The 25,722-nt window shown below is 63.4% G+C and carries 20 protein-coding genes, 2 tRNA genes and 1 rRNA gene; 10 read left to right on the top strand and 13 right to left on the bottom strand.

Annotation, left to right across the window (positions count from 1 at the left end; genetic code table 11):
- Positions 1-64: 64 nt before the first annotated feature.
- Entirely contained in the window at positions 65-637 is a 573-nt protein-coding gene (locus OKW27_RS27995) for a flavodoxin family protein (RefSeq protein WP_429335426.1), read from the bottom strand.
- 91 nt (positions 638-728) lie between these two features.
- Entirely contained in the window at positions 729-1,325 is a 597-nt protein-coding gene (locus OKW27_RS27990) for a YbhB/YbcL family Raf kinase inhibitor-like protein (protein ID WP_090802611.1), read from the bottom strand.
- 269 nt (positions 1,326-1,594) lie between these two features.
- Between OKW27_RS27990 and OKW27_RS27985 the strand changes: the two genes are divergently transcribed.
- Positions 1,595-2,284 carry a response regulator gene (locus OKW27_RS27985; protein WP_429335425.1) on the top strand — a complete coding sequence of 230 codons (690 nt, stop codon included), beginning with the start codon at positions 1,595-1,597 and terminating at the stop codon, positions 2,282-2,284.
- A gap of 141 nt (positions 2,285-2,425) precedes the next feature.
- Here the strand turns inward: OKW27_RS27985 and OKW27_RS27980 are convergent, their stop codons facing one another.
- Positions 2,426-3,112 (bottom strand): orotate phosphoribosyltransferase, encoded by a 687-nt coding sequence (locus OKW27_RS27980; RefSeq protein WP_018418686.1) that lies wholly within the window; start codon positions 3,110-3,112, stop codon positions 2,426-2,428.
- Positions 3,113-3,424: 312 nt separating this feature from the next.
- Between OKW27_RS27980 and OKW27_RS27975 the strand changes: the two genes are divergently transcribed.
- Together OKW27_RS27975 and OKW27_RS27970 are read left to right on the top strand one after the other, a co-directional pair.
- Positions 3,425-4,681 carry an MFS transporter gene (locus tag OKW27_RS27975; protein ID WP_429335424.1) on the top strand — a complete coding sequence of 419 codons (1,257 nt, stop codon included), beginning with the start codon at positions 3,425-3,427 and terminating at the stop codon, positions 4,679-4,681.
- 360 nt (positions 4,682-5,041) lie between these two features.
- Entirely contained in the window at positions 5,042-7,324 is a 2,283-nt protein-coding gene (locus OKW27_RS27970) for an NADP-dependent malic enzyme (protein WP_429335423.1), read from the top strand.
- A gap of 71 nt (positions 7,325-7,395) precedes the next feature.
- On the opposite strand, the gene OKW27_RS27965 is transcribed toward OKW27_RS27970, so the two are convergent.
- On the bottom strand, positions 7,396-10,986 hold the full coding sequence (locus OKW27_RS27965) for an indolepyruvate ferredoxin oxidoreductase family protein (protein ID WP_429335422.1): 3,591 nt from the start codon (positions 10,984-10,986) through the stop codon (positions 7,396-7,398).
- Between the two features lie 386 nt (positions 10,987-11,372).
- Between OKW27_RS27965 and OKW27_RS27960 the strand changes: the two genes are divergently transcribed.
- Positions 11,373-11,558 (top strand): hypothetical protein, encoded by a 186-nt coding sequence (locus tag OKW27_RS27960; protein WP_187612701.1) that lies wholly within the window; start codon positions 11,373-11,375, stop codon positions 11,556-11,558.
- Between the two features lie 138 nt (positions 11,559-11,696).
- On the opposite strand, the gene hppD is transcribed toward OKW27_RS27960, so the two are convergent.
- Entirely contained in the window at positions 11,697-12,794 is a 1,098-nt protein-coding gene (hppD, locus tag OKW27_RS27955; RefSeq protein ID WP_429335421.1) for a 4-hydroxyphenylpyruvate dioxygenase, read from the bottom strand.
- 189 nt (positions 12,795-12,983) lie between these two features.
- Here hppD and OKW27_RS27950 point away from each other — a divergent pair, with 189 nt between their 5' ends.
- Positions 12,984-13,481, top strand: coding sequence for an Lrp/AsnC family transcriptional regulator (locus OKW27_RS27950; protein ID WP_090802190.1), 498 nt, complete (start codon positions 12,984-12,986; stop codon positions 13,479-13,481).
- A gap of 97 nt (positions 13,482-13,578) precedes the next feature.
- Here the strand turns inward: OKW27_RS27950 and OKW27_RS27945 are convergent, their stop codons facing one another.
- From OKW27_RS27945 to paaA, 8 genes are all read right to left on the bottom strand, one after another.
- Positions 13,579-14,247: a GNAT family N-acetyltransferase gene (locus OKW27_RS27945; protein ID WP_090802188.1), complete on the bottom strand. Its 669-nt coding sequence runs from the start codon at positions 14,245-14,247 to the stop codon at positions 13,579-13,581.
- A gap of 278 nt (positions 14,248-14,525) precedes the next feature.
- Complete coding sequence (locus OKW27_RS27940; RefSeq protein WP_429335420.1) at positions 14,526-15,137, bottom strand: TetR/AcrR family transcriptional regulator; 612 nt, start codon at positions 15,135-15,137, stop codon at positions 14,526-14,528.
- 17 nt (positions 15,138-15,154) lie between these two features.
- Complete coding sequence (locus OKW27_RS27935) at positions 15,155-15,970, bottom strand: DUF1835 domain-containing protein (RefSeq protein WP_090802187.1); 816 nt, start codon at positions 15,968-15,970, stop codon at positions 15,155-15,157.
- Between the two features lie 175 nt (positions 15,971-16,145).
- Complete coding sequence (paaE, locus tag OKW27_RS27930; protein ID WP_184034674.1) at positions 16,146-17,234, bottom strand: 1,2-phenylacetyl-CoA epoxidase subunit PaaE; 1,089 nt, start codon at positions 17,232-17,234, stop codon at positions 16,146-16,148.
- Position 17,235: 1 nt separating this feature from the next.
- Positions 17,236-17,805: a 1,2-phenylacetyl-CoA epoxidase subunit PaaD gene (gene paaD / locus OKW27_RS27925; RefSeq protein ID WP_429335419.1), complete on the bottom strand. Its 570-nt coding sequence runs from the start codon at positions 17,803-17,805 to the stop codon at positions 17,236-17,238.
- Between the two features lie 7 nt (positions 17,806-17,812).
- Complete coding sequence (gene paaC / locus OKW27_RS27920) at positions 17,813-18,634, bottom strand: 1,2-phenylacetyl-CoA epoxidase subunit PaaC (RefSeq protein ID WP_429335418.1); 822 nt, start codon at positions 18,632-18,634, stop codon at positions 17,813-17,815.
- Between the two features lie 8 nt (positions 18,635-18,642).
- On the bottom strand, positions 18,643-18,927 hold the full coding sequence (paaB, locus tag OKW27_RS27915; RefSeq protein ID WP_018418671.1) for a 1,2-phenylacetyl-CoA epoxidase subunit PaaB: 285 nt from the start codon (positions 18,925-18,927) through the stop codon (positions 18,643-18,645).
- Positions 18,928-18,963: 36 nt separating this feature from the next.
- Entirely contained in the window at positions 18,964-19,965 is a 1,002-nt protein-coding gene (paaA, locus tag OKW27_RS27910; protein ID WP_429335417.1) for a 1,2-phenylacetyl-CoA epoxidase subunit PaaA, read from the bottom strand.
- A 247-nt stretch (positions 19,966-20,212) separates the two neighbouring features.
- Here paaA and OKW27_RS27905 point away from each other — a divergent pair, with 247 nt between their 5' ends.
- From OKW27_RS27905 to OKW27_RS27885, 5 genes are all read left to right on the top strand, one after another.
- Positions 20,213-21,835, top strand: a complete 1,623-nt coding sequence (locus OKW27_RS27905) for an NAD(P)/FAD-dependent oxidoreductase (protein WP_429335416.1) — start codon at positions 20,213-20,215, stop codon at positions 21,833-21,835.
- A 113-nt stretch (positions 21,836-21,948) separates the two neighbouring features.
- Positions 21,949-23,229, top strand: a complete 1,281-nt coding sequence (locus tag OKW27_RS27900; RefSeq protein ID WP_429335415.1) for an SGNH/GDSL hydrolase family protein — start codon at positions 21,949-21,951, stop codon at positions 23,227-23,229.
- 352 nt (positions 23,230-23,581) lie between these two features.
- A 16S ribosomal RNA gene (locus OKW27_RS27895) occupies positions 23,582-25,114 on the top strand.
- A 75-nt stretch (positions 25,115-25,189) separates the two neighbouring features.
- Positions 25,190-25,266: transfer RNA gene (locus OKW27_RS27890), tRNA-Ile, on the top strand.
- A 53-nt stretch (positions 25,267-25,319) separates the two neighbouring features.
- A tRNA-Ala gene (locus tag OKW27_RS27885) sits at positions 25,320-25,395 on the top strand.
- The last annotated feature ends 327 nt before the right edge of the window (positions 25,396-25,722 follow it).

The raw sequence follows: 25,722 nt of genomic DNA, 5'->3' as shown, positions 1-25,722 counted from the left end.
GAAGATGAACCGCAGATGAGCCGCGACGTCGTTTCGGCGCCGTTCAGCCATTAGCCGCGCGCCGCTACCCGCGCGGCGCGATCCAGCGCGCGGTGACGCCCGCAATGCGCGCGCCGAACAGGCGCGCGGTTTCGAGATCGCCCGGCGGCGGCGCTTCGTCGGGCGACGCATCGGCCGCCGATTGCGTAAGCAGACCGGTAAAGCCGCCGACGAAGTTCAGATCGTTGCGCGTCGCGGCCTTCGTGTTCGACGGCATCATGCCGGTGCCGGCCCAGATCATGCTGTGCTGCATCGCCAGCGTGACGAAGTACTGAATGGTCGAGAACTTGTCGCCGTTCATCGTCGCCGAGTTCGTGAAGCCGGCTGCGATCTTGTCTTTCCACGCCTGCGCGAACCACGGTTTCGAACTGGCGTCGGCGAACTTCTTGAAGTCGGCCGACGGGCCGCCCATGTAGGTCGGCGCGCCGAAGATCAGCGCGTCGGCGGCGGCGAGTTCGTCCCACGAGGCGTCGTCGAGGTCGCCGACCGGCATCATCTTCGCCTGCGCACCGGCTTCCAGCGCGCCGGCGAGCACGGCGTCGGCGACCTTCTTCGTGTGGCCGTAGCCACTGTGATAAACGATGACGATCTTCGACATGAAGTGCTCCAGCAAAGCGATCGGGAAGGCGAACGGCGCAAGCCAGGCGATGCGGCGCGGCGGCGCCCCATCACGACCGCGACGGCCGCCACTAGCGCCCGTAATTGACCTCGAGCCGCGCACTGCCGATCGCGGCCGTGCCGATCTCGTGATCGAACATCAACGCGGGACGTCCTTGCGCGAGACGCAGATCGGCCGAGTTCAGCGCGTACACGGTGATGATATAGCGATGCGGTTTGCCGGGCGGCGGGCACGGACCGCCATAGCCGTCGGTATCGAAGTCGTTGCGCGCTTCGACCGCGCCGAGCTTGCGCAGGAAACCGGACGAGCTCGCGTTCTCGGGCAGGCTGTCGACCGTGGCGGGGATGCCCGCGACCGCCCAGTGCCACCAGCCGCGCCCCGGCGCGTCCTCGTCGAACATCGTGATCGCGAAGCCGCGCGTACCGGCCGGCGCGTCGCGCCATGAGAGCTGCGGTGAACGGTTGCCGCCCTTGCAGTCGTTCCGGTCGAACACCTGCGCATTCTGCACGGTGCCGCCCGCGCGCACGCTCGCGCTCGTCAGCGTGAACGGCTCGTCGGCCCGCGCACCCGCACTATGCGCTGCGAATAGCGCGAGCATCGCGCCGACGGCGAGCGATCGATGCCGCCAAGATGAAGCCAGCGAAACAACCAGGCAACGCATGCGCATATGCCGGTTCTCCTGTAAGGGCGCGAGGCGCGGGTCCTCGCGACTGTCGTTGTCCTGAATTGTGCCCCAAGGTCGAATCAAGTCTAACATCAGCGCTGATTAGCTCTGCGACGCAATATGTTCGCGTGCCGCGGAATTCGCAGACAGGAAATCAGCTATAGTAAGGGGGTTGTCGCGCGACCCTTACTGCATTTGACTCGTTTAAATAGCGAGCGTCAAAAGCAGTGTTAGAAGTTGTGGAGACCGGTTTATCCGTCCAGAGGAGGACGATGCAAGTTTCACTCAGGGTCGTGGTGGCAGACGATCATCCGGTTATTCTGTTTGGCGCTGAAAATGCGCTGCTCAAATTTCCCGGTATGCAAGTCGTTGGGCGCGCAAGGCAGTCGACTGAACTTATCAAAATGTTGCAATCCACCGAATGCGACGTGCTCGTCACCGACCTGGCCATGCCGGGCGGTCAGTACGGCGACGGCTTGCAACTCATCGACTATTTGCGCCGCAATTTCCCGGATCTGCCGATCGTCGTGCTCACCATGCTCGAGAACGCCGCATTGCTCAAACGGCTCAAGGAACTTGGCGTGACGTCGGTCGTGAACAAATCGGACGATCTCAGCCATATTGCGCTTGCGGTACAACACGTGGGCCGTCGCATGACCTATATGAGTCCGTCGGTGAAGGCGGTGCTCGATGGGTTGCGGGTCAATTCAGCCGGCAAGCGCGACGACTCGAAGCTGTCGCGGCGCGAACTCGAAGTCGTGCGCCTGTTCGTATCGGGTATGACGATCAAGGAAATATCGGAGCGTTTGAATCGCAGCATCAAGACGATCAGCACACAAAAAAACGCGGCCATGCGCAAGCTGGGAATCGATCGCGACTCCCAACTATTCCAGTATGCGCAGAGCAATGGTTTGCTGAATCTTTCGTCGAACTCGAGTAAGAACATCGCGAACCAGTCCTGATATCGGCCTCGTTTCGTCCGCCGGGTAATCGGCGATAAACAATCGCGATAAAAAAAGCCGCCTGTTGCGAAACAGGCGGCTTTTTCATTCAATCAGCATAAAGCGGCTAGGTTTTATTGTCACAGCCTTACCGCGATGGCTTTATTGCGGCGTAGACGTCGCACCGCCATGTGCAGCGGACCACTCGGCCGGCGCGTGCAGGAATTTTTCCACTTCGTCGATCGTCTTCGTGTCGAAGTAGTTGTTCTGCTTCGCGACGCGCAGCACGTCCCACCACGTGGCGAGCGCGTGCAGATCGACGTCGATGTCTTTCAGCACCGACACGCTTTCCTTGAAGATGTTGTAGTGGAACAGCACGAAGCAGTGGTTCACCGTCGCGCCGGCGGTGCGCAGCGCGTTGATGAAGTTGATCTTGCTGCGGCTGTCGGTCGTCAGGTCTTCGACGAGCAACACGCGCTGGCCTTCGGTCAGCAGACCTTCGATCTGCGCGTTGCGGCCGAAACCCTTCGGCTTCTTGCGCACGTACTGCATCGGCACCATCAGGCGGTCGGACAGCCATGCCGCGAACGGGATGCCCGCGGTTTCGCCGCCGGCGACCGCGTCGATCTGCTCATAGCCGACGTCGCGCAGGATCGTCGCTTCGGCCATTTCCATCAGGCCGCGGCGCACACGCGGATACGAGATCAGCTTGCGGCAGTCGATATACACCGGGCTCGCCCAGCCGGACGTGAAAATATACGGTTTCTCCGCGTTGAAATGCACTGCTTGCACTTCGAGCAGCATCTTGGCGGTGGTGTCGGAGATCGTCTGGCGATCGAAGCCTGTCATGGGCGGATCCTTCGGAGTGAGCGGGGGAGAAGCGGGCGCTGGGCCCGGTGGCGCAGCAAGCGGGGTATGCCGCGCCATGCTGGGCGGGATACGCGGCCGGGGGAAGAGCACAGACCGGCTTTTGCTGCGCGCGTGGGCCGCTATTTTACCTGAAATGGGTCGCACCGAGGAGGCCGTCGTGCGCGGCGGCGCAGCCGGCGGGCGCTTTGGCGCGCGCATCGTCTTGTGACCGGGTGAGGCCGCCTTTACACTCACGCGACTTTCCCGGGACGCGTCCCACGCAGCCGCCTTCAGACCTACGGAATGCTTTCAATGAACGCCGCTCCACCCGCCTCCGCCTCCGCCACCGCCACCGCTACCGAAACCCGCTCCGCCGTCCAACCGGGCTATGCGGGCCGCGCGCTGCTTGCGTCGGTGCTGGGCTATGCGATGGACGGCTTCGATCTGCTGATTCTCGGCTTCATGCTGCCGGTGATCGCCGCCGACCTGCATCTGAGTTCCTCGCAGGCCGGTGCGCTGGTCACATGGACGCTCATCGGTGCGGTGGCGGGCGGCGTGCTCTTCGGCGTGCTCAGCGATTATTTCGGCCGCGTGCGCATGCTGACGTGGACGATCCTGATCTTCGCGGTGTTCACCGGCCTGTGCGCGCTCGCGCAAGGCTACACGGACCTGCTGATCTATCGGACCATCGCCGGGATCGGGCTGGGCGGCGAATTCGGCATCGGTATGACGCTGGTCGCCGAAGCGTGGCCGGCGTCGCAGCGGGCGCGGGTGTCGTCGTATGTCGGGCTCGGCTGGCAGCTTGGCGTGCTGGCGGCCGCGTTGCTGACGCCGCTGCTGCTGCCGGTGATCGGCTGGCGCGGCATGTTCGCGCTCGGGCTGCTGCCGGCGGTCGTGTCGTTCTTCGTGCGGCGCCGCGTCGAGGAGCCGGCGCTTTTCGACCAACGCGTCGCGCGCGGCATGCGCAAGCTGCCGCTGAAACTGCTGTTCGTCGATGGACGCACGACGCGCGCGAGCCTCGGCGTCACGATCCTGTGCTCGGTGCAGAACTTCGGCTATTACGGGCTGATGCTCTGGCTACCTAGCTATCTGTCGAAGACCTTCGGCTACTCGCTGACCAAATCGGGGCTGTGGACCGCCGCGACGATTCTCGGCATGGCGGCCGGCATCTGGCTATTCGGCATCGCCGCCGACCGCTTCGGCCGCAAGCCGACGTTCCTGTTCTACCAGGCGGGCGCCGTCGTCATGGTGTTCGTCTATGCGCAACTGACGACGCCGATGGCGTTGCTGATCGGCGGCGCGGCGATGGGAGTGTTCGTCAACGGCATGATCGGCGGCTACGGCGCGCTGATTTCGGAGCTCTATCCAACCGATGCGCGCGCCACCGCGCAAAACGTGCTGTTCAACGCGGGTCGCGCGGTGGGCGGCTTTGGGCCGGTCGTCGTGGGCGCGCTGGCGGCGCGCTACTCGTTCGGCGCGGCGCTCGCGCTACTGGCGTCGATTTACCTGCTGGACATCCTCGCGACCCTGTTTCTGATTCCTGAGCGACGCGGCGCCGAACTCGACTGACCGCGTCGACGAAGCGCGTCCTTCAATCGCTTCGAATACTGCGAATGCGTGGACCATGCGGCCCGCATGGCGCCCTGCCGCGTGGCGGAAAAGCATGGCCGGGTCGTGGCGACGCAGCGTCCTGAGCGCCTGTTTCGCTAATGGCGAGTCCTGTTAACCACTCAGTGCATCGACACGTCCGGGGTGTACACTAATCGACCCGCGAAGCACTCCACATCGTCCCGTGTTCGTCGAGCTAAGCCGTCGCGCCTGACCGGGCGCGTGCGAAAACCGCCTCGGTCGGCTATCCGTCCGACAGATGAAAGCGCTGCAACGATGTATGTCGCCGGGCCCAATCACTTACGTCTCGCAGGCCTAGAAATGGACGAACAACTCAAGCAAAGCGCTCTCGCATATCACCAGAATCCGAAACCTGGCAAGATTTCGGTGACGCCTACCAAGCCACTGTCGAACCAGCTGGATTTGTCGCTCGCGTATTCGCCGGGTGTGGCGGCAGCCTGTATGGCAATTCACGAGGAACCGCTCGACGCGCAGAAGTACACGTCGCGCGGCAACCTCGTCGGCGTGATCACGAACGGCACCGCGGTGCTCGGCCTCGGCAACATCGGCCCGCTTGCCGCGAAGCCGGTGATGGAAGGCAAGGGGTGTCTGTTCAAGAAGTTCGCGGACATCGACGTGTTCGACATCGAGCTGAGCGAATCCGATCCGGACAAGCTCGTCGAGGCGATCGCGATGCTCGAGCCCACGCTGGGCGGCATCAACCTCGAGGACATCAAGGCACCCGAGTGCTTCTACATCGAGAAGAAGCTGCGCGAACGTATGAAGATTCCGGTCTTCCACGACGATCAGCACGGCACTGCGATCATCGCGTCGGCGGCGATCCTGAACGGCCTCAAGGTGGTCGGCAAGAGGCTCGACGAAGTGAAGCTGGTCTGTTCGGGCGCGGGCGCGGCGGCCATTGCGTGTCTGGATCTGCTCGTCAATCTCGGTCTGTCGAAGCAGAACATTCTCGTCGCCGACTCGAAGGGCGTGATCTACGAAGGGCGCGGCAACCTCGATCCGTCGAAGGAGCGCTATGCCGCGCACACCGAAGCGCGCTCGCTCGCCGATGCAATCCGCGGCGCGGACGTGTTCCTCGGCTGCTCGAGCGCTGGCGTGCTGAAGCCGGAGATGGTCGCCGAAATGGGCTCGCAGCCGCTGATTCTCGCGCTCGCGAACCCCGAGCCGGAAATCCGTCCGGAAGAAGCGCGCAAGGTGCGCCCGGACTGCATCATCGCGACCGGCCGGTCGGACTATCCGAACCAGGTCAACAACGTGCTGTGTTTCCCGTTCATCTTCCGCGGCGCGCTCGACGTCGGCGCGACGACGATCACCGAAGAAATGAAGCTCGCGTGCGTGCGCGCGATTGCCGAACTGGCCGAGGAAACCGACCAGGGCGATGAAGTCGCGAAGGCCTACGAAGGCCACTCGCTCGAATTCGGTCCCGAATACCTGATTCCGAAGCCGTTCGATCCGCGCCTGATCATCAAGATCGCGCCGGCCGTCGCGCAGGCCGCAATGGATTCGGGCGTCGCGACGCGCCCGATCCAGGACATGGATGCGTACCGCGAACAGCTCGGCGCGACCGTCTATCGCTCGGGCATGGTGATGCGGCCGGTGTTCGCGGCGGCGAAGTCGGCACCGGCGCGCATCGTGTTCGCGGAGGGCGAAGACGAGCGCGTGCTGCGCGCCGCGCAGTTCGTGCTGCTCGAAAAGATCGCCAAGCCGATCCTGGTCGGCCGTCCGTCGGTGATCGAGATGCGTCTGAAGAAGATGGGCTCGAAGCTCAAGTGCGGCGAAGACGTCGAGATCGTCGATCCGGAAGACGATCCGCGCTATCACAAGTGCTGGCAGGCGTATCACGAACTCGGCGCGCGCGAAGGCGTGACGCCGGACGTCGCGAAGGCCGCGATGCGCAAGTTCAACACGCTGATCGGCGCGATCCTCGTGCGCCTTGGCGAAGCGGACGGCATGATCTGCGGCATGATCGGCCAGTTCCACACGCATCTGAACTTCATCGAGCAGGTGCTCGGCAAGGCCGACGACGTCGAGAACTTCGCCGCGATGAATCTGCTGATGCTGCCGGGCCGCAACATGTTCATCTGCGACACGTACGTGAACGAAGTGCCGACCGCCGAGCAGCTTGCCGACATGACGATGCTCGCCACGCGCGAAATCGAGAAGTTCGGCATCACGCCGAAGGTCGCGCTGCTGTCGAACTCGAACTTCGGCAGCGCGCCGTCGTCGTCGTCGCAGCGCATGGCCGCGGCGCGCAAGCTGATCACGCAACGCGCGCCGTCGCTCGAAATCGACGGTGAAATGCACGGCGACGCGGCGCTGTCGGAGACGGTCCGCAAGGCCGCGTTCCCGGGCACGACGCTCGCCGGCGAAGCGAATCTGCTGATCATGCCGAACGTCGAAGCGGCGAACATCGCGTACAACCTGCTGAAGGTCGTGGGCGGCGAGGGTGTGACGGTCGGACCGTTCCTGCTGGGTGCGGAAAAGCCGGTGCATATCCTGACGCCGGCCGCGACCGTGCGCCGTATCATCAACATGACGGCGGTCGCTTCGGCGAACGCGCGCAGGCCGGTGAACGCGAAGTAACGTGCATCACGCCTGAAAAGAAGCGGCGGTCCGTGCAGACCGCCGCTTTTCGGTTCAGCTGGGAGAGTCGATCAAGCCGCGTGCTGCGTCTTGCCCGCATCCGGCGAACGCCAACGCGCGAGCAGCTCGTTCCACTTGATGCGCACGCCTTTCAGGTTGTTTTCCTTCACATGCCCATAGCCGCGGATGCCGTCGGGCAGATTCGCGAGCTCGACCGCGAGATCGCGTTTCTGAGAAGTCAGCCCGCCGATCAGCTGACGCACCAATGCCTCGTATTCGCCGATCAGCGCGCGCTCGGTGCGACGCTCCCCGGTGTTGCCGAACACGTCGAACGCGGTGCCGCGCAGGAACTTGAGCTTCGCGAGCACGTGCATCGCGCGGAACATCCACGGGCCGTACTTCTTCTTCACCAGATGGCCGTGCGCGTCCTTCTTCGATAGCGTCGGCGGCGCGAGATGCAGGTGCAGCTTCCAGTCGCCTTCGAACGTCGCGTTCAGTTTTTCGATGAACGCCGGGTCGCTGTACAGACGCGCGACTTCGTATTCGTCCTTGTACGCCATCAGCTTGTGCAGGTTCTTCGCGACCGCCTCGGTCAGCGGCATTTGGCCGTCGGCGGAATCGAGCGCTTCTTCCGCGGCTCGCACCTGCGACACCAGCGCGCGATAGCGCTCCGCGTACGCACGGTTCTGCCAGGCGGTCAGATAGTCGACGCGCTTGTCGATCAGCGTGTCGAGCGCCTTCGGCGTATGCAGCGCGATGATCTTGCCGCCCGCGCTGTCGGCCGGATCGCCGCGTCCCTGCGTTTGCGCGAGCTTGCGTACCGCAGCCAGGTCGTGCGCGGCGCGCCGGCCCCATTCGAACGCCGCGCGGTTCTTGTCCACCTGCACGTTGTTCAGCTCGATCGCGCGAATCAGCGACTCGTGCGTGAGCGGCACCCAGCCGCGCTGCCACGCATAGCCGAGCACGAACGGGTTCGTGTAGATCGCGTCGCCGAGCAGCGCGACGGCGAAGTGATTCGCGTCGACGGTCGAAACGTTGTCATCGCCGGCCGCTGCGCGCACGTCGGCTTCGGTGCTGCTGCCGGGGAAGCGCCAGTTCGGGTTCTTGATCAGTTCGGCCGTCGGCGTGTGCGCGCTGTTCAGCACGACGCGCGTGCGATCCGTGTGCATCCGCGACACGCATTCGTCGCTGGCAGTGACGATCGCGTCGCAGCCGATCACGAGGCTCGCTTCGCCCATTGCGATGCGGGTCGCGTGGATGTCGGCGGGCTGCTTCGCGATCTGCACGTGGCTCATCACGGCGCCGCCTTTCTGCGCGAGGCCGGTGACGTCGAGCACCGTGACGCCCTTGTTCTCGAGATGCGCGGCCATGCCGAGCAGCGCGCCGATCGTGACGACGCCCGTGCCGCCCACGCCCGTCACCAGAACGCCGTACGGACGGTCGATGGACGGCAACTCGGGATCCGGCACCGGCGGCATTTCGGCGCCCGACGCCGCCTTCGGCTTGCGCAACTGGCCGCCTTCAACGGAGACGAAGCTCGGGCAGAAGCCGTTCACGCACGAGAAGTCCTTGTTGCAGGTCGACTGGTTGATCTGGCGCTTCGTGCCGTACTCAGTATCGAGCGGTTCGACCGACAGGCAGTTCGACTTCACCGAGCAGTCGCCGCAGCCTTCGCACACCGCTTCGTTGATCACGACGCGTCGTGCCGGATCGGGATACGCGCCGCGTTTCCTGCGACGGCGCTTTTCGGTCGCGCAGGTCTGGTCGTAGATCAGGATCGTGGTGCCCGGAACCTCGCGCAGCTGACGCTGCACGTCGTCGAGCTGGTCGCGGTGGTGAATGTCGACGCCGGGCGCAAGGCCGACGTTTGCCGCGTACTTCTCCGGCTCATCGGTGACGATGACGATCTTCGCCGCGCCTTCGGCGGCGAGCTGATGCGTGATCTGCGGCACGCTCAGCACGCCGTCGACCGGCTGGCCGCCCGTCATCGCGACCGCGTCGTTGTACAGCAGCTTGTAGGTGATGTTCGCCTTCGACGCGATCGCCGCGCGAATCGCGAGCAGCCCCGAGTGGAAGTAGGTGCCGTCGCCGAGATTGGCGAACACGTGCTTGTCGTTCGTGAACGGCGCCTGGCCGATCCACGCGACACCTTCGCCGCCCATCTGGCTGAACGTGCTGGTGCTGCGATCCATCCAGACCGTCATGTAATGACAGCCGATGCCGGCCATCGCGCGCGAGCCTTCCGGCACGTTGGTCGACGTGTTGTGCGGGCAGCCCGAGCAGAACCACGGCTTGCGCTCGACTTCGACGCGCGGCCGCGCGAGCGCCTTTTCCTTCGCCTCGATCACCGCGATGCGCGCGGCGATGCGGGCGCGCACATCCGACGGCAGATCGAACTTGTCGAGCCGCGTGGCGATCGCCTTCGCGATGATCGCGGGCGACAGCTCGTAGTGCGCCGGCAGCAGCCAGTTGCCCATCGGCACCGACCATTCGCCGCCCGCGCCGTCCTTCTCGTCGAACTTGCCGAATACGCGCGGGCGCTGCGCGTCGGGCCAGTTGTACAGCTCTTCCTTGATCGCGTATTCGAGGATCTGGCGCTTTTCCTCGACCACCAGAATTTCGTCGAGACCGCGTGCGAAGGCCTGCGCACCTTGCGCTTCGAGCGGCCACACGCAGCCGACCTTGTACAGCCGGATGCCGATGCGCGAGCAGGTTTCGTCGTCGAGACCGAGGTCGGTCAGCGCCTGGCGCACGTCGAGATAAGCTTTGCCGCCGGTCATGATGCCGAAGCGCGCATGCGGCGAATCGATTTCGACGCGGTCGAGTTTGTTCGCTCGCACGTAGGCGAGGCCCGCGTACCACTTGTAGTCGAGCAGACGCGCTTCCTGCACGAGCGGCGGATCGGGCCAGCGGATGTTCAGCCCACCGTCGGGCATCACGAAGTCTTCCGGCAGGATGATGTTGGTGCGGTGCGGATCGATATCGACCGATGCGGACGATTCGACCACGTCGGTCACGCACTTCATCGCGACCCAGAGGCCCGAGTAGCGGCTCATCGCCCAGCCGTGCAGGCCGAAGTCCAGATATTCCTGCACATTCGACGGAAACAGCACCGGCAGCCCGCATGCCTTGAAGATGTGTTCGGACTGGTGCGCGAGTGTCGAGGATTTGGCGGCGTGATCGTCGCCGGCGAGCACGAGAACGCCGCCGTGCCGCGACGAGCCGGCCGAGTTGCCGTGCTTGAAGACGTCACCGGACCGGTCGACGCCGGGGCCCTTGCCGTACCACATCGAAAACACGCCGTCGTATTTGGCGCTCGGGTACAGATTGACCTGCTGCGAACCCCACACGGCGGTGGCCGCGAGGTCTTCGTTGACGCCGGGCTGGAACACCACCTGATGCGCGGCCAGATGCTTTTTCGCTTTCCACAGCGACTGGTCGAGCCCGCCGAGCGGCGATCCGCGGTAGCCGGAGATGAAGCCGGCCGTGTTGAGGCCGGCGGCGCGGTCGCGTTCCTGTTGCAGCATCGGCAGACGCACCAGCGCCTGGATGCCGCTCATGTACGCGCGGCCGCGATCGAGGGTGTATTTGTCGTCGAGCGTGACGGAAGACAACGCGGCTTCGAGCGAGGCTCGCTGACCTGCGTCTAGCGGGGCATTCATTATGTGTACTCCTCCACTTCAGCTTGGGATCACCAAAACTTTTCTGGCCCCGGCATCTCGTGAATGCTGGGGCCGGGGTCGTCATATTGACGGGTTTTAAGCGATGGTAGCACTGGTGGAAACCCGCCGCAGCGGATCAAAAATCGCCCGCGCACGATCTGATTTCGGCCGGTTTCGCGACGAGTTGCCTACGTGTTGTCAGCAGTTGTCGCGGATTTCCGCCGGAATGGAGTTGTATTGCGCCTGCGCGTGTAACAAGCTGTAAAACCTACAAATTTGCGGAACCGCAGTGAAAACGACTGTCTAACCCCGACCTGCGAGCGATGCCGAACGCCGCGCATTCTGTGCAGCTTCTGGACAGCAGGGCAGTTAGAAAAGGAGTACGCATGAACACAAGAAACATCCAGACCTTCCTGATGGTTTCCGCCGCTTTCTTCGCGATGAGCGCGCCGGTGCGCTCGAATCCGGGCAGCACGGGGGCACTGTCGAACGCGATCATCCGCACGGCGCAGGTGGCGCCGGCGCGGGTCGACAGTGCGATCGGCAGCGATCGGTACAGGCAGAATTCATGACGCACCGCATCGCGCGCGTCTTATGACGACCGGCCGCCGTTCCGAAGAGAGCGGCGGCGTTGCAACGTAAAAGGGCGAGGATCCTGCGATCCTCGCCCTTTTTTCTTGTGCGCGCCGATCAGGCGCGAGTCTCCATGGTCAGGTCTTGTCCTGCACGACGCCGCGGCGAATCTGATCGAGCTCGATCGATTCGAACAGCGCCTTGAAGTTGCCTTCGCCAAAGCCCTGGTTGCCCTTGCGCTGAATGATCTCGAAGAAGATCGGGCCGATCTGGTTTTCGGTGAAGATCTGCAGCAGCAGATCGTCCGGTGCGCCGTCGATCAGGATCTTGCGCTTGCGCAGTTCCTCGAGCGGCTCGCCATGATTCGGCACGCGTCGGTCGACGAGTTCGTAGTACGTGTCGATCGTGTCGAGCAGTGAAATGTCCGATGCGCGCAGGCCGTCGACGGTGCGGTAGATGTCGCTGGTGCCGAGCGCGATGTGCTGGATGCCTTCGCCGTGGTACGCGTCCAGGTATTCCTGGATCTGACCGGCGGTGTCCGAGCCTTCCTCGTTGATCGGAATGCGAATCTTGCCGCACGGCGAGGTCATCGCTTTCGACTTGACGCCCGTCACCTTGCCCTCGATGTCGAAGTAGCGCACCTCGCGGAAGTTGAACAGGCGCTCGTAGAACTCTGCCCATTCCTGCATGCGGCCGCGATGCACGTTGTGAGTCAGGTGATCGATATAGGTCAGGCCGTGGCCGACCGGGTTCGGGTTCGCGCCCGGCATCGGCTCGAAGTCGACGTCGTAAATGTCGATGTCACCGATGCTGTTCGGCGTCGCGCCGTTCTTGCCGCGCCAGCGGTCGACGAAATAGATCAGCGAATCGCCAATGCCCTTGATCGCCGGGATGTTCAGCTCCATCGGGCCGGTCTTGTTGTCGAAACCCCATGCGCCTTTTTCGAGCGCTTGGGCGTAGGCCTTCGCGGCGTCCTGTACGCGAAACGCAATCGCGCAGATCGACGGGCCATGCAAGCGCGCGAAGCGCTGCGCAAACGAATGCTTCTCCGCGTTGACGATGAAGTTGATGTCGCCCTGACGATACAGCGTCACGTCCTTATGACGATGCCGCGCGACGGCCGTGAAGCCCATCTGTTCGAACAGCTTGCCGAGCGCTTTCGGGTCCGGCGCCGTGTATTCGATGAATTCGAAGCCGTCAGTGCCGACAGGATTTTCCCAAGTTGAAACCTGCATCGTCTGTCTCCAATCCCGTGCAAGAGGGTTGCCAAGGCGCGCTGGCGGTGAGCGCGCGGGACGGTCGGCTGAGCGCGACCGGATGGGGCAAGTGTAGGACTGAGATGAAGGCAAATACTTGCGAACTTAATCGCGCGTCGCTACGCTTGAGCCAGTTTATGGCTTTATTCAACGGATACGCGGCAGAACATGGCTAGTAACGAGATAGACGCGATCGATCGACGCATTCTGGCGATCCTTCAGGAGAATGGCCGGCTGTCGAATCAGGAGATTGCGGAACGGATCAATCTGTCGCCGAGTCCGTGCCTGCGGCGGATTCGCCGGCTCGAGGAAAGCGGCGTGATTCGCGGCTATGTCGCGCTGCTCGACGCCCAACGTCTCGGGCTTGACCTGCTCGCGTATGTCAGCGTGCGGCTGGAGAAGGGTGGCGGTCGCGCGTTCAGTCCGCATGGCGAGGCCACGCACGCCGATCTGTTTGGCGCGGCCGTGCAGACGTGGCCCGAAGTTGTCGCATGTCACGCGATGACGGGTGAGATGGATTACCTGCTGCGCGTCCAGGTGGAGGACATGGCGCACTTTTCGCGCTTCGTGCAGGATCAATTGCTGCGGCATCCATCGGTGATCGATGTGAAATCGAGCTTTTCGCTAGAAAAGATCAAGGAAACGACAGCGCTGCCCATTTTGTAGGCTTCCGCGCACGGTCCTACGCGTGGCGTTGATTGGGTACAGATAGAAAAAGGGCGACCTTGCGGCCGCCCCAATCTCATTTCCCCATAGCGATTATTCAGGCAGCGACAGCCACCGGCATGAACGACTCGAACAGTCGCGATGCCTGGCGTGCGTGGCGCTTGAGCGCGTAATCGAACACGGCGGCCTGCTCCTGCAGCATTTCCGCGAGGATGCTCGACTGATCGGCCGGCGACAGCGTCAGATAGGCGTCGGCCTCGCCGTACGCGTACTCGATCTTCATGCCGGCCTTCCTGGCGATGTGCATCATGGTCGAATTGCGCGCCAGGCAGTGGATGTACAGCGTCGTCACATGCGTGTTGCGGCTGCGGATCGCGGCGCGCTCGAATAGCCTCGAGCCGATACCGATGCCGCGTGCGCTTTCGAGCACGGAGACGCCGAATTCGGCGGTGCGCTTGTTGCCTTCGGCCGGCAGGTAGGCCAGATGGCCGACGCCGCTCAGTTCCAGCTTGCTGTTGAACACGCCGAATACGGTGTCGCGCGTAAAGTCGATCGCGCGCACGTAGTTTTCGATCACATGGTTCGGCACGACCTGGCCGAAGCGCAGCAGACGGTCTTCTTCGTCGAGCGCGAGGAAGTGAGCAAGCAGGCGTTCGCGATCGGCGGCGGTGAGTTCACGGACCAGAACGTGCGCGCGTTCAGCAGGCAGCGACGCGCGATCGTTCGGCGCGATCGGCTCGGTGTTGCGATGGGTCAGCATGTTCATGGTCGGGTTCTCCTTTTAATCGGGCGGCGTTGTGCACCGCAAAACCGATTTTAACGGAAACCTAAGCCATTCACTAGGGAAAACCCGTATCAAAAGTCGAGGTGAATACCTGGAGCGCTGGAACCCTAAATTTAATTATTTGATTTTAAACAGAAGTTAAAAGTGATCGCACGTTCGTGACACGATGCCGCATGGATTCCCTGCGCCGATTTATGTGGTCTGCATGTTGTTGCTTTGCAACATCCGGTGTGCGGGTTGCGATCTGTTCAGACCATCGTCTACCTGGCCGGCGCGCTGCCGAGACCATGCTCGACCATGCCGACCACCTGCTCGGCGAACTCGCGATAGCCCATCCGGCCGTCCGGCTTGAGCCACGTGAAGGTCCAGTTGATCATGCCGAACACCATCATCGTCAGCGCGGTCTGGTTGTCGCGAGTCGCGCGTTCGGGATAGGCGCGCACGAGCTGCCGCGCGAAGGCGGCGACTACGTCGCGCTGACGGTTCAGGATGATCTCGCGCTGCGAATCGACCAGATACTTGACATCGTTCAGCAGCGCGACGTGCCGGCTGTGCGACGTCTCATACTCGGACAGAAACGCGCGGATCAGCTCCGCGAAGGTTTCTCGCTCGCTCAGTTCGCGCCGCTGGCTCGATCCTTCCACCTCGGCGATGATCAGCATCAGGCGCTTCGTGTAGCGATCGAGCAGATCGAACAGGATTGCTTCCTTGCTGTCGTAATAGTGATAGAGGCGCGCTTTCGAGGTGCCGCTCGCCGCGGCAAGATCGGCCATCGACGTGCTTGGATAGCTGGTCTGCGCGAACTTCGCGGCGGCCAGTTCGAGAATCTGCTCGCGTTGGGTTTCGTGGTCGGGGGCTCGGGTGCGGGCCATATTCGTCTGTTCTTATCTTATTGGGGTGAGCAGGGGGCGGATGCCGCGCGCAGTTCGAGCGAGCGCCATTCGTTCGCGTCGCCGCGCAGGCGGATGCGCCGCAGCGCCGCGAGTTCGCGCATGCGCCACAGCACGATGCTGTCGCTGACGAGGAACCACAACTCGGCGGTCATCACGTAGGCGGCGACGCGCGCGGCGGGCTGCCAGGCGTCGGTTGCCCGTTCGAGGATCAGCGCGTCGATTTCGGCAACGCTGCCGCTCGTGAAGGTGTTGTCACGCCAGCGCCGCGTCTCGCCGTTCGCCTGTTTGACCTCCTGCCATTCGAGCGCGAGCCGGCTGATGCGCAGCACGGAAATCGGCGCGGCGTCCGGCAGGTGTGTCTGCAATACGTCCGGCGCAAACATGCCGACCGATGTCGCGCGATCCTTGCGGGTATGCGCCCACGCTTGCGGATCGGTGAGGTCGGCGATCGACAGACGCACTTCGTTCAAACGCTGCGGGCTATTGCGCACCAGGTAGCAGACGCGGCGCAGCATCAGTTGATCGGACGCGCTTTCGGCGTGCCACACCACGAGATTCGCGGTGCTGTTGGCGAGGCCGTCGAGCACCGCGGCCTGTTCGCGGAACTCGCGCACGAAGTCGCGTTGCGTGTCGGCGCTGACGCGTTCCCAGAAGTCGGCGCGCACGTGCGGAGCGTCGTCGACGCCGCGTAACGGGCCGACCGCCAGATCGTCCCGCAGCGGCTGCACGCGATCGTCGCGGCCCGCCTGGTCCAACGCGGTACGCAGCGACTCGGCGGCGACGTCGCCGTTGGTGAGGTGAATCGTGCTCATGGGCAAGGGCTTGCAGTGACGTCAGCAGCTGTAACAAAAAGAGGCCGCTCGCCGACTGGAACCCGATGTCCCGATCGATGAGCGGCCCCTAGTTTAAGCGGATCACGAAACGGCCGAAAGCGGTGGCGGACGTCACGGGAGGGCAGTCCGTACCTAGACCACGAAAGCACTCGACTCAACGTTCGTCGTAACTGACGACGACCTTGTCGCTAACCGGATGACACTGACACGTCAGCACGAACCCGTCGCGGACCTCGTGTTCTTCGAGCGTGTAGTTCTTTTCCATCTTCACTTCGCCCTCGAGCACCTTCGCGCGACAGGTGCAGCACACGCCGCCCTTGCACGCATACGGCAGCGCGAGACCGGCGCGCAGCCCGACGTCGAGCACGCTCGTGCCCTGATACGGCAGGCGCAGCTTGCGGCGCTTGCCGTCGAGCACGATTTCGAGCTCGGCCGCGGGGGTGTCCGCGGTGATCTCGACGGGCGGCACGCCCGCCTGCGGCAGCGGCGTACCGAAGCGCTCGACGTGCACCTTCGCGGGCGGCACGCCGGCTGCCTTGAGCGCGGCCTCGGCCGCATCCATCATCGGCGCGGGGCCGCAGATGAACGCTTCGTCGATCGCGTCGGCCGGCAGCAGCTGCTCGATGAACGCCGCGCATTTTTCCTGGTCGAGCACGCCGTTAAACAGCTCGACGTCCTGCAGGTCGTCCGACAGCACGTGATACAGCACGAAGCGGTTCATGAAGCGGTTCTTCAGATCCTCGAGCTCCTCGGCGAACATGATCTGGTCGACGCTGCGGTTGCCGTAGACGAGCGTGAAGGTGCTGCGCGGCTCGACTTCGAGCGTCGTCTTGATGATCGCGAGCACCGGCGTGATGCCCGAGCCGCCCGAGAATGCGAGGTACTGCTGCCCCTGTTCCGCGTTCAGGTGCGTGAAGAAACGGCCGTCGGGCGTCATCACGTCGATCGTGTGGCCCGGCTGCAGCGTGTCGAACGCGAAGTTCGAGAAACGCCCGCCGCGCACGCGCTTGATGCCGATGCGCAACTCGCCGTCGCGATCGTAGTCGGTGACGCCCACGCAGATCGAATACGAACGGCGCGTTTCCTCACCGTCGATATGCGTCTTCAGCGTGACGAACTGCCCCTGCGTGAAGCGATAGTGGTCGCGCAGTTCGGGCGGGACTTCGAAGGCGACCGAGACCGCATCGGCGGTTTCGGGGCGCACTTCGCGGATACGCAGCGGATGGAATTGCGGGGTGGCCATATCAGTACGGTTTGAAGTAGTCGAAGGGTTCGCGGCAGTCGAGGCAGCGATACAGGGCCTTGCAGGCGGTCGAGCCGAATTGCGCGAGCCGCTCGGTGTGCGCCGAGCCGCAGCGTGGGCAGCCTGGGGCCGGCAGCGCGCGCGGCACGAAGCGCAGCACTTTCTCCTGCGGCGCTGACGTCGCGGCTGAACCGCAGTTGCCCGTCGGCGGCGCGATGCCGTAGACGCGCAGTTTTTCGCGGGCTTCGGCCGTGATCCAGTCGGTGGTCCACGCCGGCGCGAGCACGGTGGCGACGCGGTATGGCGTGAGCTGCGCGGCCTCGAGCGCACGGCCGATGTCTTCGGCAATCTGCGACATCGCCGGGCAGCCCGAGTAGGTCGGCGTGATCGCGACTTCGAGCGCGCCGTCGGCGGCGCGTCGCACGTCGCGCAGGATGCCGAGCTCGCGGATCGACACCACCGGGATCTCCGGGTCGGGTACCGCTTCGAGCACGGTCCATGCGCGGGTGAGCGCGGCATCGGTGGTGGCAGCGGCGGCGTTCGCGGGCTGCGGGGCGGTCGAGGTCGTCATCGCGTACTCACCAGCTGGCGCCCGGATGCTGGCGCGCGAGGCTCTGCATTTGGGCGAGCACGAAACCCATGTGCTCCGAATGCTCGCCGTGCTTGCCCGTGCTCACGTGCCGCAGCGCCGCGGGCAGCGTCAGCGTGGCCTGGTCGAGGGTGGCGCGCACGTCGTCGAGCCACGCGGCTTCCAGCGCCGAGGTGCGCGGGCCGATGCCGGCCGCGGCGACCGCGTCTTCCACCGCGTCCCCGCTGAAGAACTCGTACGTGTACGGCATCAGATAGTCGAGCGCGGCCTGCGCGCGACGGTGCGATTCGTCGGTGCCGTCGCCGAAACGGATCAGCCACTCGCTCGCGTGATGCACGTGGTACTGCGTTTCCTTGATCGACTTCGCGGCGATCGCGGCGAGCTGCGCGTCGGTGGAGCCCGTCAGCGCACCCCACAGATGCATCATCAGCGTCGCGTACAGGAAGTTGCGCACGATCGTGACCGCGTAATCCTTCCCGGCCTGCGCGGTGCCGGCGAGCGGCCCGTAATGCGGCAGCTCGGCGAGCGTGTAGTTCGCGAATTCGCGCTCGGCGCGGAAGTACGCGTAGTCGTCTTCGCTGCGCTGACGGCCGGCGAGCGGCGCTTCGAGCGTGGCCGCGTGCGTGTACAGCAGGCGCGCCTGGCCGATCAGGTCGAGGCTCATGTTCGACAGCGCGATGTCCTCTTCGAGGATCGGGCCGTGGCCGCACCACTCGGTGTTGCGCTGACCGAGGATCAGCGCGGTATCCGCGAGGCGCAGCACGTACTGGAGATGTTCGGGCGTAGTGGACGTAGTGGACGTAGTGGTCATGGCCGCGCTTACATGTGGTTGACTTCGTCGGGGAGCGTGTAGAACGTCGGGTGGCGATAGATCTTGTCGCCCGCCGGTTCGAACAGCTCGGCCTTCTCGTGCGGCGCCGAGGCCGTGATCGCCGAGGACGGCACCACCCAGATGCTCACGCCTTCCTGGCGGCGCGTGTAGACGTCGCGCGCCATGCGCAGCGCCATCGGCGCGTCGGCGGCATGCAGACTGCCGCAGTGTTTATGGTCGAGTCCCTGCTTGCTGCGCACGAACACTTCCCAAATCGGCCATTCCTTGTTCATTGCTGATCTCCTGATTCCTTTGATGTGCGGTGCCACTCAGGCGGCGTGCTGTTGCGCGCGCTGGCGCTGCTTTTCCGCGTGGGCGAGCGCGGCTTCGCGTACCCAGGCGCCGTCTTCATGGGCCTTCACGCGGGTCGCGAGGCGCTCGCGGTTGCACGGGCCGTCGCCATTGACGACGCGCCAGAACTCTTCCCAGTCGATGTCGCCGTAGTCGTAGTGGCCGCGCGCCTCGTTCCATTTGAGGTCCGCGTCGGGCAGCGTGACGCCGAGCACCTTCGCCTGCTCGACGGTCGCATCGACGAATTTCTGGCGCAGGTCGTCGTTGGTGATGCGCTTGATGCCCCATCTGGCCGACTGGTTGCTGTGGACCGAATCCTTGTCGCTCGGGCCGAACATCATCAGCACCGGCCACCACCAGCGGTTCACCGCCTGCTGGACCAGAGCGCGCTGCGCCTCGGTGCCGGCCATCATCGCGAGCAGCGCGTCGAAGCCCTGGCGCTGATGGAACGACTCTTCCTTGCAGATGCGGATCATCGCGCGGGCGTACGGGCCGTACGTGCAGCGGCACAGCGGGATCTGGTTCATGATCGCCGCGCCGTCGACGAGCCAGCCGATCACGCCGACGTCGGCCCAGGTGGGTGTCGGGTAGTTGAAGATGCTCGAATACTTGGCCTTGCCCGCGTGCAGAGCGTCGATCAGCTGCTCGCGCGAGACACCGAGCGTTTCGGCGGCGCTATACAGATAGAGGCCGTGGCCGGCTTCGTCCTGCACCTTGGCGATCAGGATCGCCTTGCGCTTGAGGCTCGGCGCGCGCGTGATCCAGTTGCCCTCGGGCAGCATGCCGACGATCTCCGAGTGCGCATGCTGCGAGATCTGCCGCACCAGCGTTTTGCGGTACGCGTCGGGCATCCAGTCCTGCGGCTCGATCTTGCCGTCGGCGCTCATGACCGCGTCGAAGCGAGCCTGTTGTTCGGGCGAATTCGCGTCCGCGTCCAGCGGGGCGACGTTGCCGGGGATATCGAGGGATTGGGTGTACATGAGGGACGCTCTCTCTGGAGGAGTGGTCTGTGTCGGCGTAGTATAAACCAACCGACCGGTCGGTTAATAAATTTTTTGTGCAGAGACGTTGGGGCCGATAGCTCATTGAGTGCGTCGAAGCATGCATGCCGGTTTGCCCGGTTTCGAAGGGCCGGCGCTTCATGACCGGCCGTCACCCCGCGCCGACACTTACCGGTAAAATTGCGAATTGGCCGCGATTTGCGGCCCACTTGCATCTCCGGCACTCATGTTACGTCTAAGCGAAATCAAACTCCCGCTCGATCATCCCGAAAGCGCCCTCGAAGCCGCCATCCGTGCGCGCCTCACGGAACTCGGCGTGGCGCGGGACGGGCTCATCCGATACACCGTGTTTCGCCGCGCGCACGACGCGCGCAAGCGCGCCGACATCAAGCTCACCTACATCGTCGATGTCGAGGTCAAGGATGAAGGGGCCGCGCTGAAACGGCTCACCGACGTGCCGCATTGCGGCGTGACGCCCGACATGAGCTACAAGTTCGTCGCCGAAGCGCCCGCCCAACTGAGCACGCCGCGTCCGGTCGTCATCGGCATGGGGCCGTGCGGACTGTTCGCGGGCCTGATCCTCGCGCAGATGGGCTTCCGGCCGATCATCCTCGAGCGCGGCAAGGCCGTACGTGAGCGCACCAAGGACACGTTTGGCCTGTGGCGCAAATCGGTGCTGAATCCCGAGTCGAACGTGCAGTTCGGCGAAGGCGGCGCGGGCACCTTTTCGGACGGCAAGCTCTACAGCCAGATCAAGGACCCGAAACACTACGGCCGCAAGGTGCTCGACGAATTCGTGCGGGCCGGTGCGCCGGAGGACATCCTGTACCTGAGCCGGCCGCATATCGGCACGTTTCGTCTCGTCAGCATGGTCGAGAAGATGCGCGCGAGCATCCACGAGTTGGGCGGCGAAGTGCGCTTCGAAACGCGTGTCGAGGACATCGACATCGACAACGGCCAGGTGCGCGGGCTGAAGCTGTCGACCGGCGAGACGCTGCGCTGCGACCACGTTGTGCTGGCGGTCGGCCATAGCGCACGCGATACCTTCCAGATGCTGTACGACCGCGGCGTTCACGTCGAGGCGAAGCCGTTTTCGCTCGGTTTTCGGATCGAGCATCCGCAAGGGATCATCGATCGGAGCCGTTTTGGGAAATTTGCCGGTCACAAACAGCTCGGCGCAGCCGACTACAAGGTGGTGCACCACTGCAGCAACGGGCGAGCGGTTTATAGCTTCTGCATGTGTCCCGGCGGCACCGTGGTGGCGGCCACGTCCGAGCTGGGGCGCGTCGTCACGAACGGCATGAGCCAGTACTCGCGCGCGGAGCGCAACGCGAACGCGGGCATCGTGGTCGGCATTACGCCAGACGACTACCCGGGCGGGCCGCTCGCCGGCATCGCGTTCCAGCGCAAGTGGGAGGAGCGGGCGTTCGAGCTCGGTGGCGGTAACTATATGGCTCCAGGGCAGTTGGTCGGCGACTTCATCGCGGGGCGGTCGTCCACTTCACTCGGCTCGGTCGTTCCGTCGTACAAGCCGGGCGTGCGGCCAACCGATCTCAGCACCGCGCTGCCCGACTACGCGATCGAAGCGATTCGCGAAGCGCTGCCACAGATGGAGAAGAAAATCGCAGGTTTCGCGATGCATGATGCGGTGCTGACCGGCGTTGAAACGCGAACTTCGTCGCCGGTACGCGTGCGTCGCGGCGACGACTACCAGAGTGTCAACGTCAACGGGCTGTATCCGGCGGGCGAGGGTGCGGGGTATGCGGGCGGGATCTACTCCGCGGCAATCGACGGAATCGAGGTCGCCGAAGCGGTCGCGCTGAAGATCATGAGTCGGCAAACGGCGTGAGACCGAACCGGCACAGCCGCCGGGCGCCGGGGTCAGCGGACCTGCCGGCGCTTGCCGGCGCTTGCCGCGTCGTTCGGGCACAATGCGCGTTTCGCCTCGAACCGATCCTCCGAATGACTATTCGCACCCTGGCTGCCGCATGCGGCGCGGCGCTGCTTGCCCAATTTGCCCCGTTTGTCGGTTCCTCGAGTGCGTTCGCTGCCGAAGCGTCCGAGCATTGGGTCGCCGTTTGGGCGACCGCGCTGCAACCGATTCCACAGCGGGCCGAGTTGCCACCGCTGTATCGCGCGCCGGAAGTCGCCGGGCGCACCGTTCGGCAAATCGTGTATCCGACGTTGTCGGGGAGGGTGGCGCGAATTCATCTGAGTAATGCGTACGGCAAGACGCCTCTCGTCATCGAGGAACTGCGCATCGCGCGCTCCGCCGGTGGCGCGGCAGCAGTCGAGGGCGCCGGCAGTCGGGTGACGTTTGGCGGTAAGGGCGCGGTCAGCGTTCCGCCTGGCGGCGAGGTGGACAGCGATCCGGTCGCGATCGATGTCGTCGATGGCGCGCCATATGCGATCAGTGCGTTCGTGGGACCGGAGCAGCGGATCGTCGCATGGCACCGAGTGTCGAATCAGGTGAATTATGTGTCCGAACCTGGCAATCACACCACCGACGCGTCCGCCACGGCGTTTCCCGGACGCTTCACGCAATATGTGTGGGTCACGGGTTTGTCGGTGGAGACGGCGGCACCGTCGCTTGCCGTGGCCGCGATCGGCGACTCGATCACCGACGGCATGCGCTCCACCCTCAACCAGAACCGTCGCTGGCCGGATGCGCTGGCTCGGCGGCTGGCGGCCAGCGGCGCGCAGTCGACCGCGATCGTGAATCTCGGCATCAGCGGCAACCGGCTCCTGAGCGACTCGCCTTGCTATGGCGACGCGCTTGCGAGCCGCTTCGAGCGCGACGTTTTGCGACGTCCAGGCGTCAAAGCGGCGATCCTGCTGATTGGCATCAACGACATCAACTTTGCGGCAATGCCGCCTCATGGCGGGCTCGACTGCGATTTTCCTCATACGTCGGTCACGGCTGCCGATCTGATCGCCGGTTACCAGCGAGTGATCGCGGCCGCGCGGCGCAACGGTGTCAAGATGTTCGGCGCGACGCTGACGCCGGCGTCGCTGCCACCGGAGCGGGAAAACATCCGACTCGCGGTTAATCAGTGGATCCGAACTAGTCGTGCTTTCGATGGCGTCGTCGACTTCGACGCGGCGTTGCGCGATCGGGCGCAGCCGGAGCGTCTGCAGCGCGCTTTCGATAGCGGCGATCACATCCATCCGAGCGACGCGGGCTACGCGGCTATGGCCGCTGCAGTTCCTGTCGAGGTCGTGGTGGATGCGACCCGGAAGTGAGCGGCAACTTTTTTAAGCGAAAGCAAAAACGGGTATTGACGAGACGCGAGAGAGTCTCCATAATCTCGTTTCTCTGCTGCAGACGCAGCGACGCAAACGAAGCGGTGCCGGGTAGTGGTGGTTCAGGCGCGGCGGGTTTGGCGGACCGATCTTTAAAAACTAACAGTCGATAAGTGTGGGCGCTTGATGCGGAATGCGGCGGCGGATTCTCCGGAGTCTGCTATCAGGCAGAAGTATCAGAAGCCTCACACAGTATTAGAGGAAGGTTTGTCTGTCGAAAGACGGATCAATCATCGTCAGTACGTTGAGTGAGCGACCGGGTTCGAGAGAGCCCGAACACAGTAACAGGTTTGAACTGAAGAGTTTGATCCTGGCTCAGATTGAACGCTGGCGGCATGCCTTACACATGCAAGTCGAACGGCAGCACGGACTTCGGTCTGGTGGCGAGTGGCGAACGGGTGAGTAATACATCGGAACGTGTCCTGGAGTGGGGGATAGCCCGGCGAAAGCCGGATTAATACCGCATACGCTCGGGAGAGGAAAGCGGGGGATCTTTCGGGACCTCGCGCTCAAGGGGCGGCCGATGGCAGATTAGGTAGTTGGTGGGGTAAAGGCCTACCAAGCCGACGATCTGTAGCTGGTCTGAGAGGACGACCAGCCACACTGGGACTGAGACACGGCCCAGACTCCTACGGGAGGCAGCAGTGGGGAATTTTGGACAATGGGCGCAAGCCTGATCCAGCAATGCCGCGTGTGTGAAGAAGGCCTTCGGGTTGTAAAGCACTTTTGTCCGGAAAGAAAACCTCGTGGCTAATATCCGTGAGGGATGACGGTACCGGAAGAATAAGCACCGGCTAACTACGTGCCAGCAGCCGCGGTAATACGTAGGGTGCGAGCGTTAATCGGAATTACTGGGCGTAAAGCGTGCGCAGGCGGTGCTGTAAGACCGATGTGAAATCCCCGGGCTTAACCTGGGAACTGCATTGGTGACTGCAGCGCTGGAGTATGGCAGAGGGGGGTGGAATTCCACGTGTAGCAGTGAAATGCGTAGAGATGTGGAGGAACACCGATGGCGAAGGCAGCCCCCTGGGCCAATACTGACGCTCATGCACGAAAGCGTGGGGAGCAAACAGGATTAGATACCCTGGTAGTCCACGCCCTAAACGATGTCAACTGGTTGTCGGGCCTTCATTGGCTTGGTAACGTAGCTAACGCGTGAAGTTGACCGCCTGGGGAGTACGGTCGCAAGATTAAAACTCAAAGGAATTGACGGGGACCCGCACAAGCGGTGGATGATGTGGATTAATTCGATGCAACGCGAAAAACCTTACCTACCCTTGACATGTATGGAATCCTGCCGAGAGGCGGGAGTGCCCGAAAGGGAGCCATAACACAGGTGCTGCATGGCTGTCGTCAGCTCGTGTCGTGAGATGTTGGGTTAAGTCCCGCAACGAGCGCAACCCTTGTCCCTAGTTGCTACGCAAGAGCACTCCAGGGAGACTGCCGGTGACAAACCGGAGGAAGGTGGGGATGACGTCAAGTCCTCATGGCCCTTATGGGTAGGGCTTCACACGTCATACAATGGTCGGAACAGAGGGTTGCCAAGCCGCGAGGTGGAGCCAATCCCAGAAAACCGATCGTAGTCCGGATCGCACTCTGCAACTCGGGTGCGTGAAGCTGGAATCGCTAGTAATCGCGGATCAGCATGCCGCGGTGAATACGTTCCCGGGTCTTGTACACACCGCCCGTCACACCATGGGAGTGGGTTTTACCAGAAGTGGCTAGTCTAACCGCAAGGAGGACGGTCACCACGGTAGGATTCATGACTGGGGTGAAGTCGTAACAAGGTAGCCGTATCGGAAGGTGCGGCTGGATCACCTCCTTTCCAGAGCTGTGCATTCATTGCACTCAAGTGCTCACGCTTATCGGCTGTGGTTAGAAGAAACGCAGACAGGCTCAGGGGTCTGTAGCTCAGCCGGTTAGAGCACCGTCTTGATAAGGCGGGGGTCGATGGTTCGAATCCATCCAGACCCACCAGTGTCTTGTCTGGTGAGCTGAAGGGCTGGGGCCGCTGGAGTATCTGTGAGACTGGGGGATTAGCTCAGCTGGGAGAGCACCTGCTTTGCAAGCAGGGGGTCGTCGGTTCGATCCCGTCATCCTCCACCAATCCTCAATGCCAAGGGTTCAGCACGAAGTGATGCTGAGTACTTTGCATTGGCGATTGAGCCAGTCAGAGCGGTATGAGGCACAGGCTTCATACCGGCTGCCGTTCTTTAACAATCAGGAAGAAGTAGTAAAGAGATTCACGAAAGGCACCTGGAGATGGGTGCGGAGTAGGTGAATCAGGGTTGTGATTGTATCGATGTATTTTAAAGGTGATCGAAAGATTGCTTTGGAATACGGCGCAACACGAATACTCAACCTGTAGCGAGTGCGTCTATCCCCTGCGGGGATGGGACCCACGTAAGCGCTAAAGCGCTAGCGTGGGTCGAC

The organism is Paraburkholderia sp. 35.1 (assembly GCF_050436525.1).
Classification (GTDB): Bacteria; Pseudomonadota; Gammaproteobacteria; order Burkholderiales; family Burkholderiaceae; genus Paraburkholderia; species Paraburkholderia tuberum.
The sequence above is the reverse complement of the archived record's forward strand: the minus strand, read 5'-3'. Positions and strand labels throughout refer to the sequence as shown.

Excerpts from the sequence above, each read along its gene's own strand:
- OKW27_RS27995 (WP_429335426.1), bottom strand. The coding sequence starts at position 637 with ATGTCGAAGATCGTCATCGTTTATCACAGTGGCTACGGCCACACGAAG.
- OKW27_RS27990 (WP_090802611.1), bottom strand. The coding sequence starts at position 1,325 with ATGCGCATGCGTTGCCTGGTTGTTTCGCTGGCTTCATCTTGGCGGCAT.
- OKW27_RS27985 (WP_429335425.1), top strand. The coding sequence starts at position 1,595 with ATGCAAGTTTCACTCAGGGTCGTGGTGGCAGACGATCATCCGGTTATT.
- OKW27_RS27980 (WP_018418686.1), bottom strand. The coding sequence starts at position 3,112 with ATGACAGGCTTCGATCGCCAGACGATCTCCGACACCACCGCCAAGATG.
- OKW27_RS27975 (WP_429335424.1), top strand. The coding sequence starts at position 3,425 with ATGAACGCCGCTCCACCCGCCTCCGCCTCCGCCACCGCCACCGCTACC.
- OKW27_RS27970 (WP_429335423.1), top strand. The coding sequence starts at position 5,042 with ATGGACGAACAACTCAAGCAAAGCGCTCTCGCATATCACCAGAATCCG.
- OKW27_RS27965 (WP_429335422.1), bottom strand. The coding sequence starts at position 10,986 with ATGAATGCCCCGCTAGACGCAGGTCAGCGAGCCTCGCTCGAAGCCGCG.
- OKW27_RS27960 (WP_187612701.1), top strand. The coding sequence starts at position 11,373 with ATGAACACAAGAAACATCCAGACCTTCCTGATGGTTTCCGCCGCTTTC.
- hppD (WP_429335421.1), bottom strand. The coding sequence starts at position 12,794 with ATGCAGGTTTCAACTTGGGAAAATCCTGTCGGCACTGACGGCTTCGAA.
- OKW27_RS27950 (WP_090802190.1), top strand. The coding sequence starts at position 12,984 with ATGGCTAGTAACGAGATAGACGCGATCGATCGACGCATTCTGGCGATC.
- OKW27_RS27945 (WP_090802188.1), bottom strand. The coding sequence starts at position 14,247 with ATGAACATGCTGACCCATCGCAACACCGAGCCGATCGCGCCGAACGAT.
- OKW27_RS27940 (WP_429335420.1), bottom strand. The coding sequence starts at position 15,137 with ATGGCCCGCACCCGAGCCCCCGACCACGAAACCCAACGCGAGCAGATT.
- OKW27_RS27935 (WP_090802187.1), bottom strand. The coding sequence starts at position 15,970 with ATGAGCACGATTCACCTCACCAACGGCGACGTCGCCGCCGAGTCGCTG.
- paaE (WP_184034674.1), bottom strand. The coding sequence starts at position 17,234 with ATGGCCACCCCGCAATTCCATCCGCTGCGTATCCGCGAAGTGCGCCCC.
- paaD (WP_429335419.1), bottom strand. The coding sequence starts at position 17,805 with ATGACGACCTCGACCGCCCCGCAGCCCGCGAACGCCGCCGCTGCCACC.
- paaC (WP_429335418.1), bottom strand. The coding sequence starts at position 18,634 with ATGACCACTACGTCCACTACGTCCACTACGCCCGAACATCTCCAGTAC.
- paaB (WP_018418671.1), bottom strand. The coding sequence starts at position 18,927 with ATGAACAAGGAATGGCCGATTTGGGAAGTGTTCGTGCGCAGCAAGCAG.
- paaA (WP_429335417.1), bottom strand. The coding sequence starts at position 19,965 with ATGTACACCCAATCCCTCGATATCCCCGGCAACGTCGCCCCGCTGGAC.
- OKW27_RS27905 (WP_429335416.1), top strand. The coding sequence starts at position 20,213 with ATGTTACGTCTAAGCGAAATCAAACTCCCGCTCGATCATCCCGAAAGC.
- OKW27_RS27900 (WP_429335415.1), top strand. The coding sequence starts at position 21,949 with ATGACTATTCGCACCCTGGCTGCCGCATGCGGCGCGGCGCTGCTTGCC.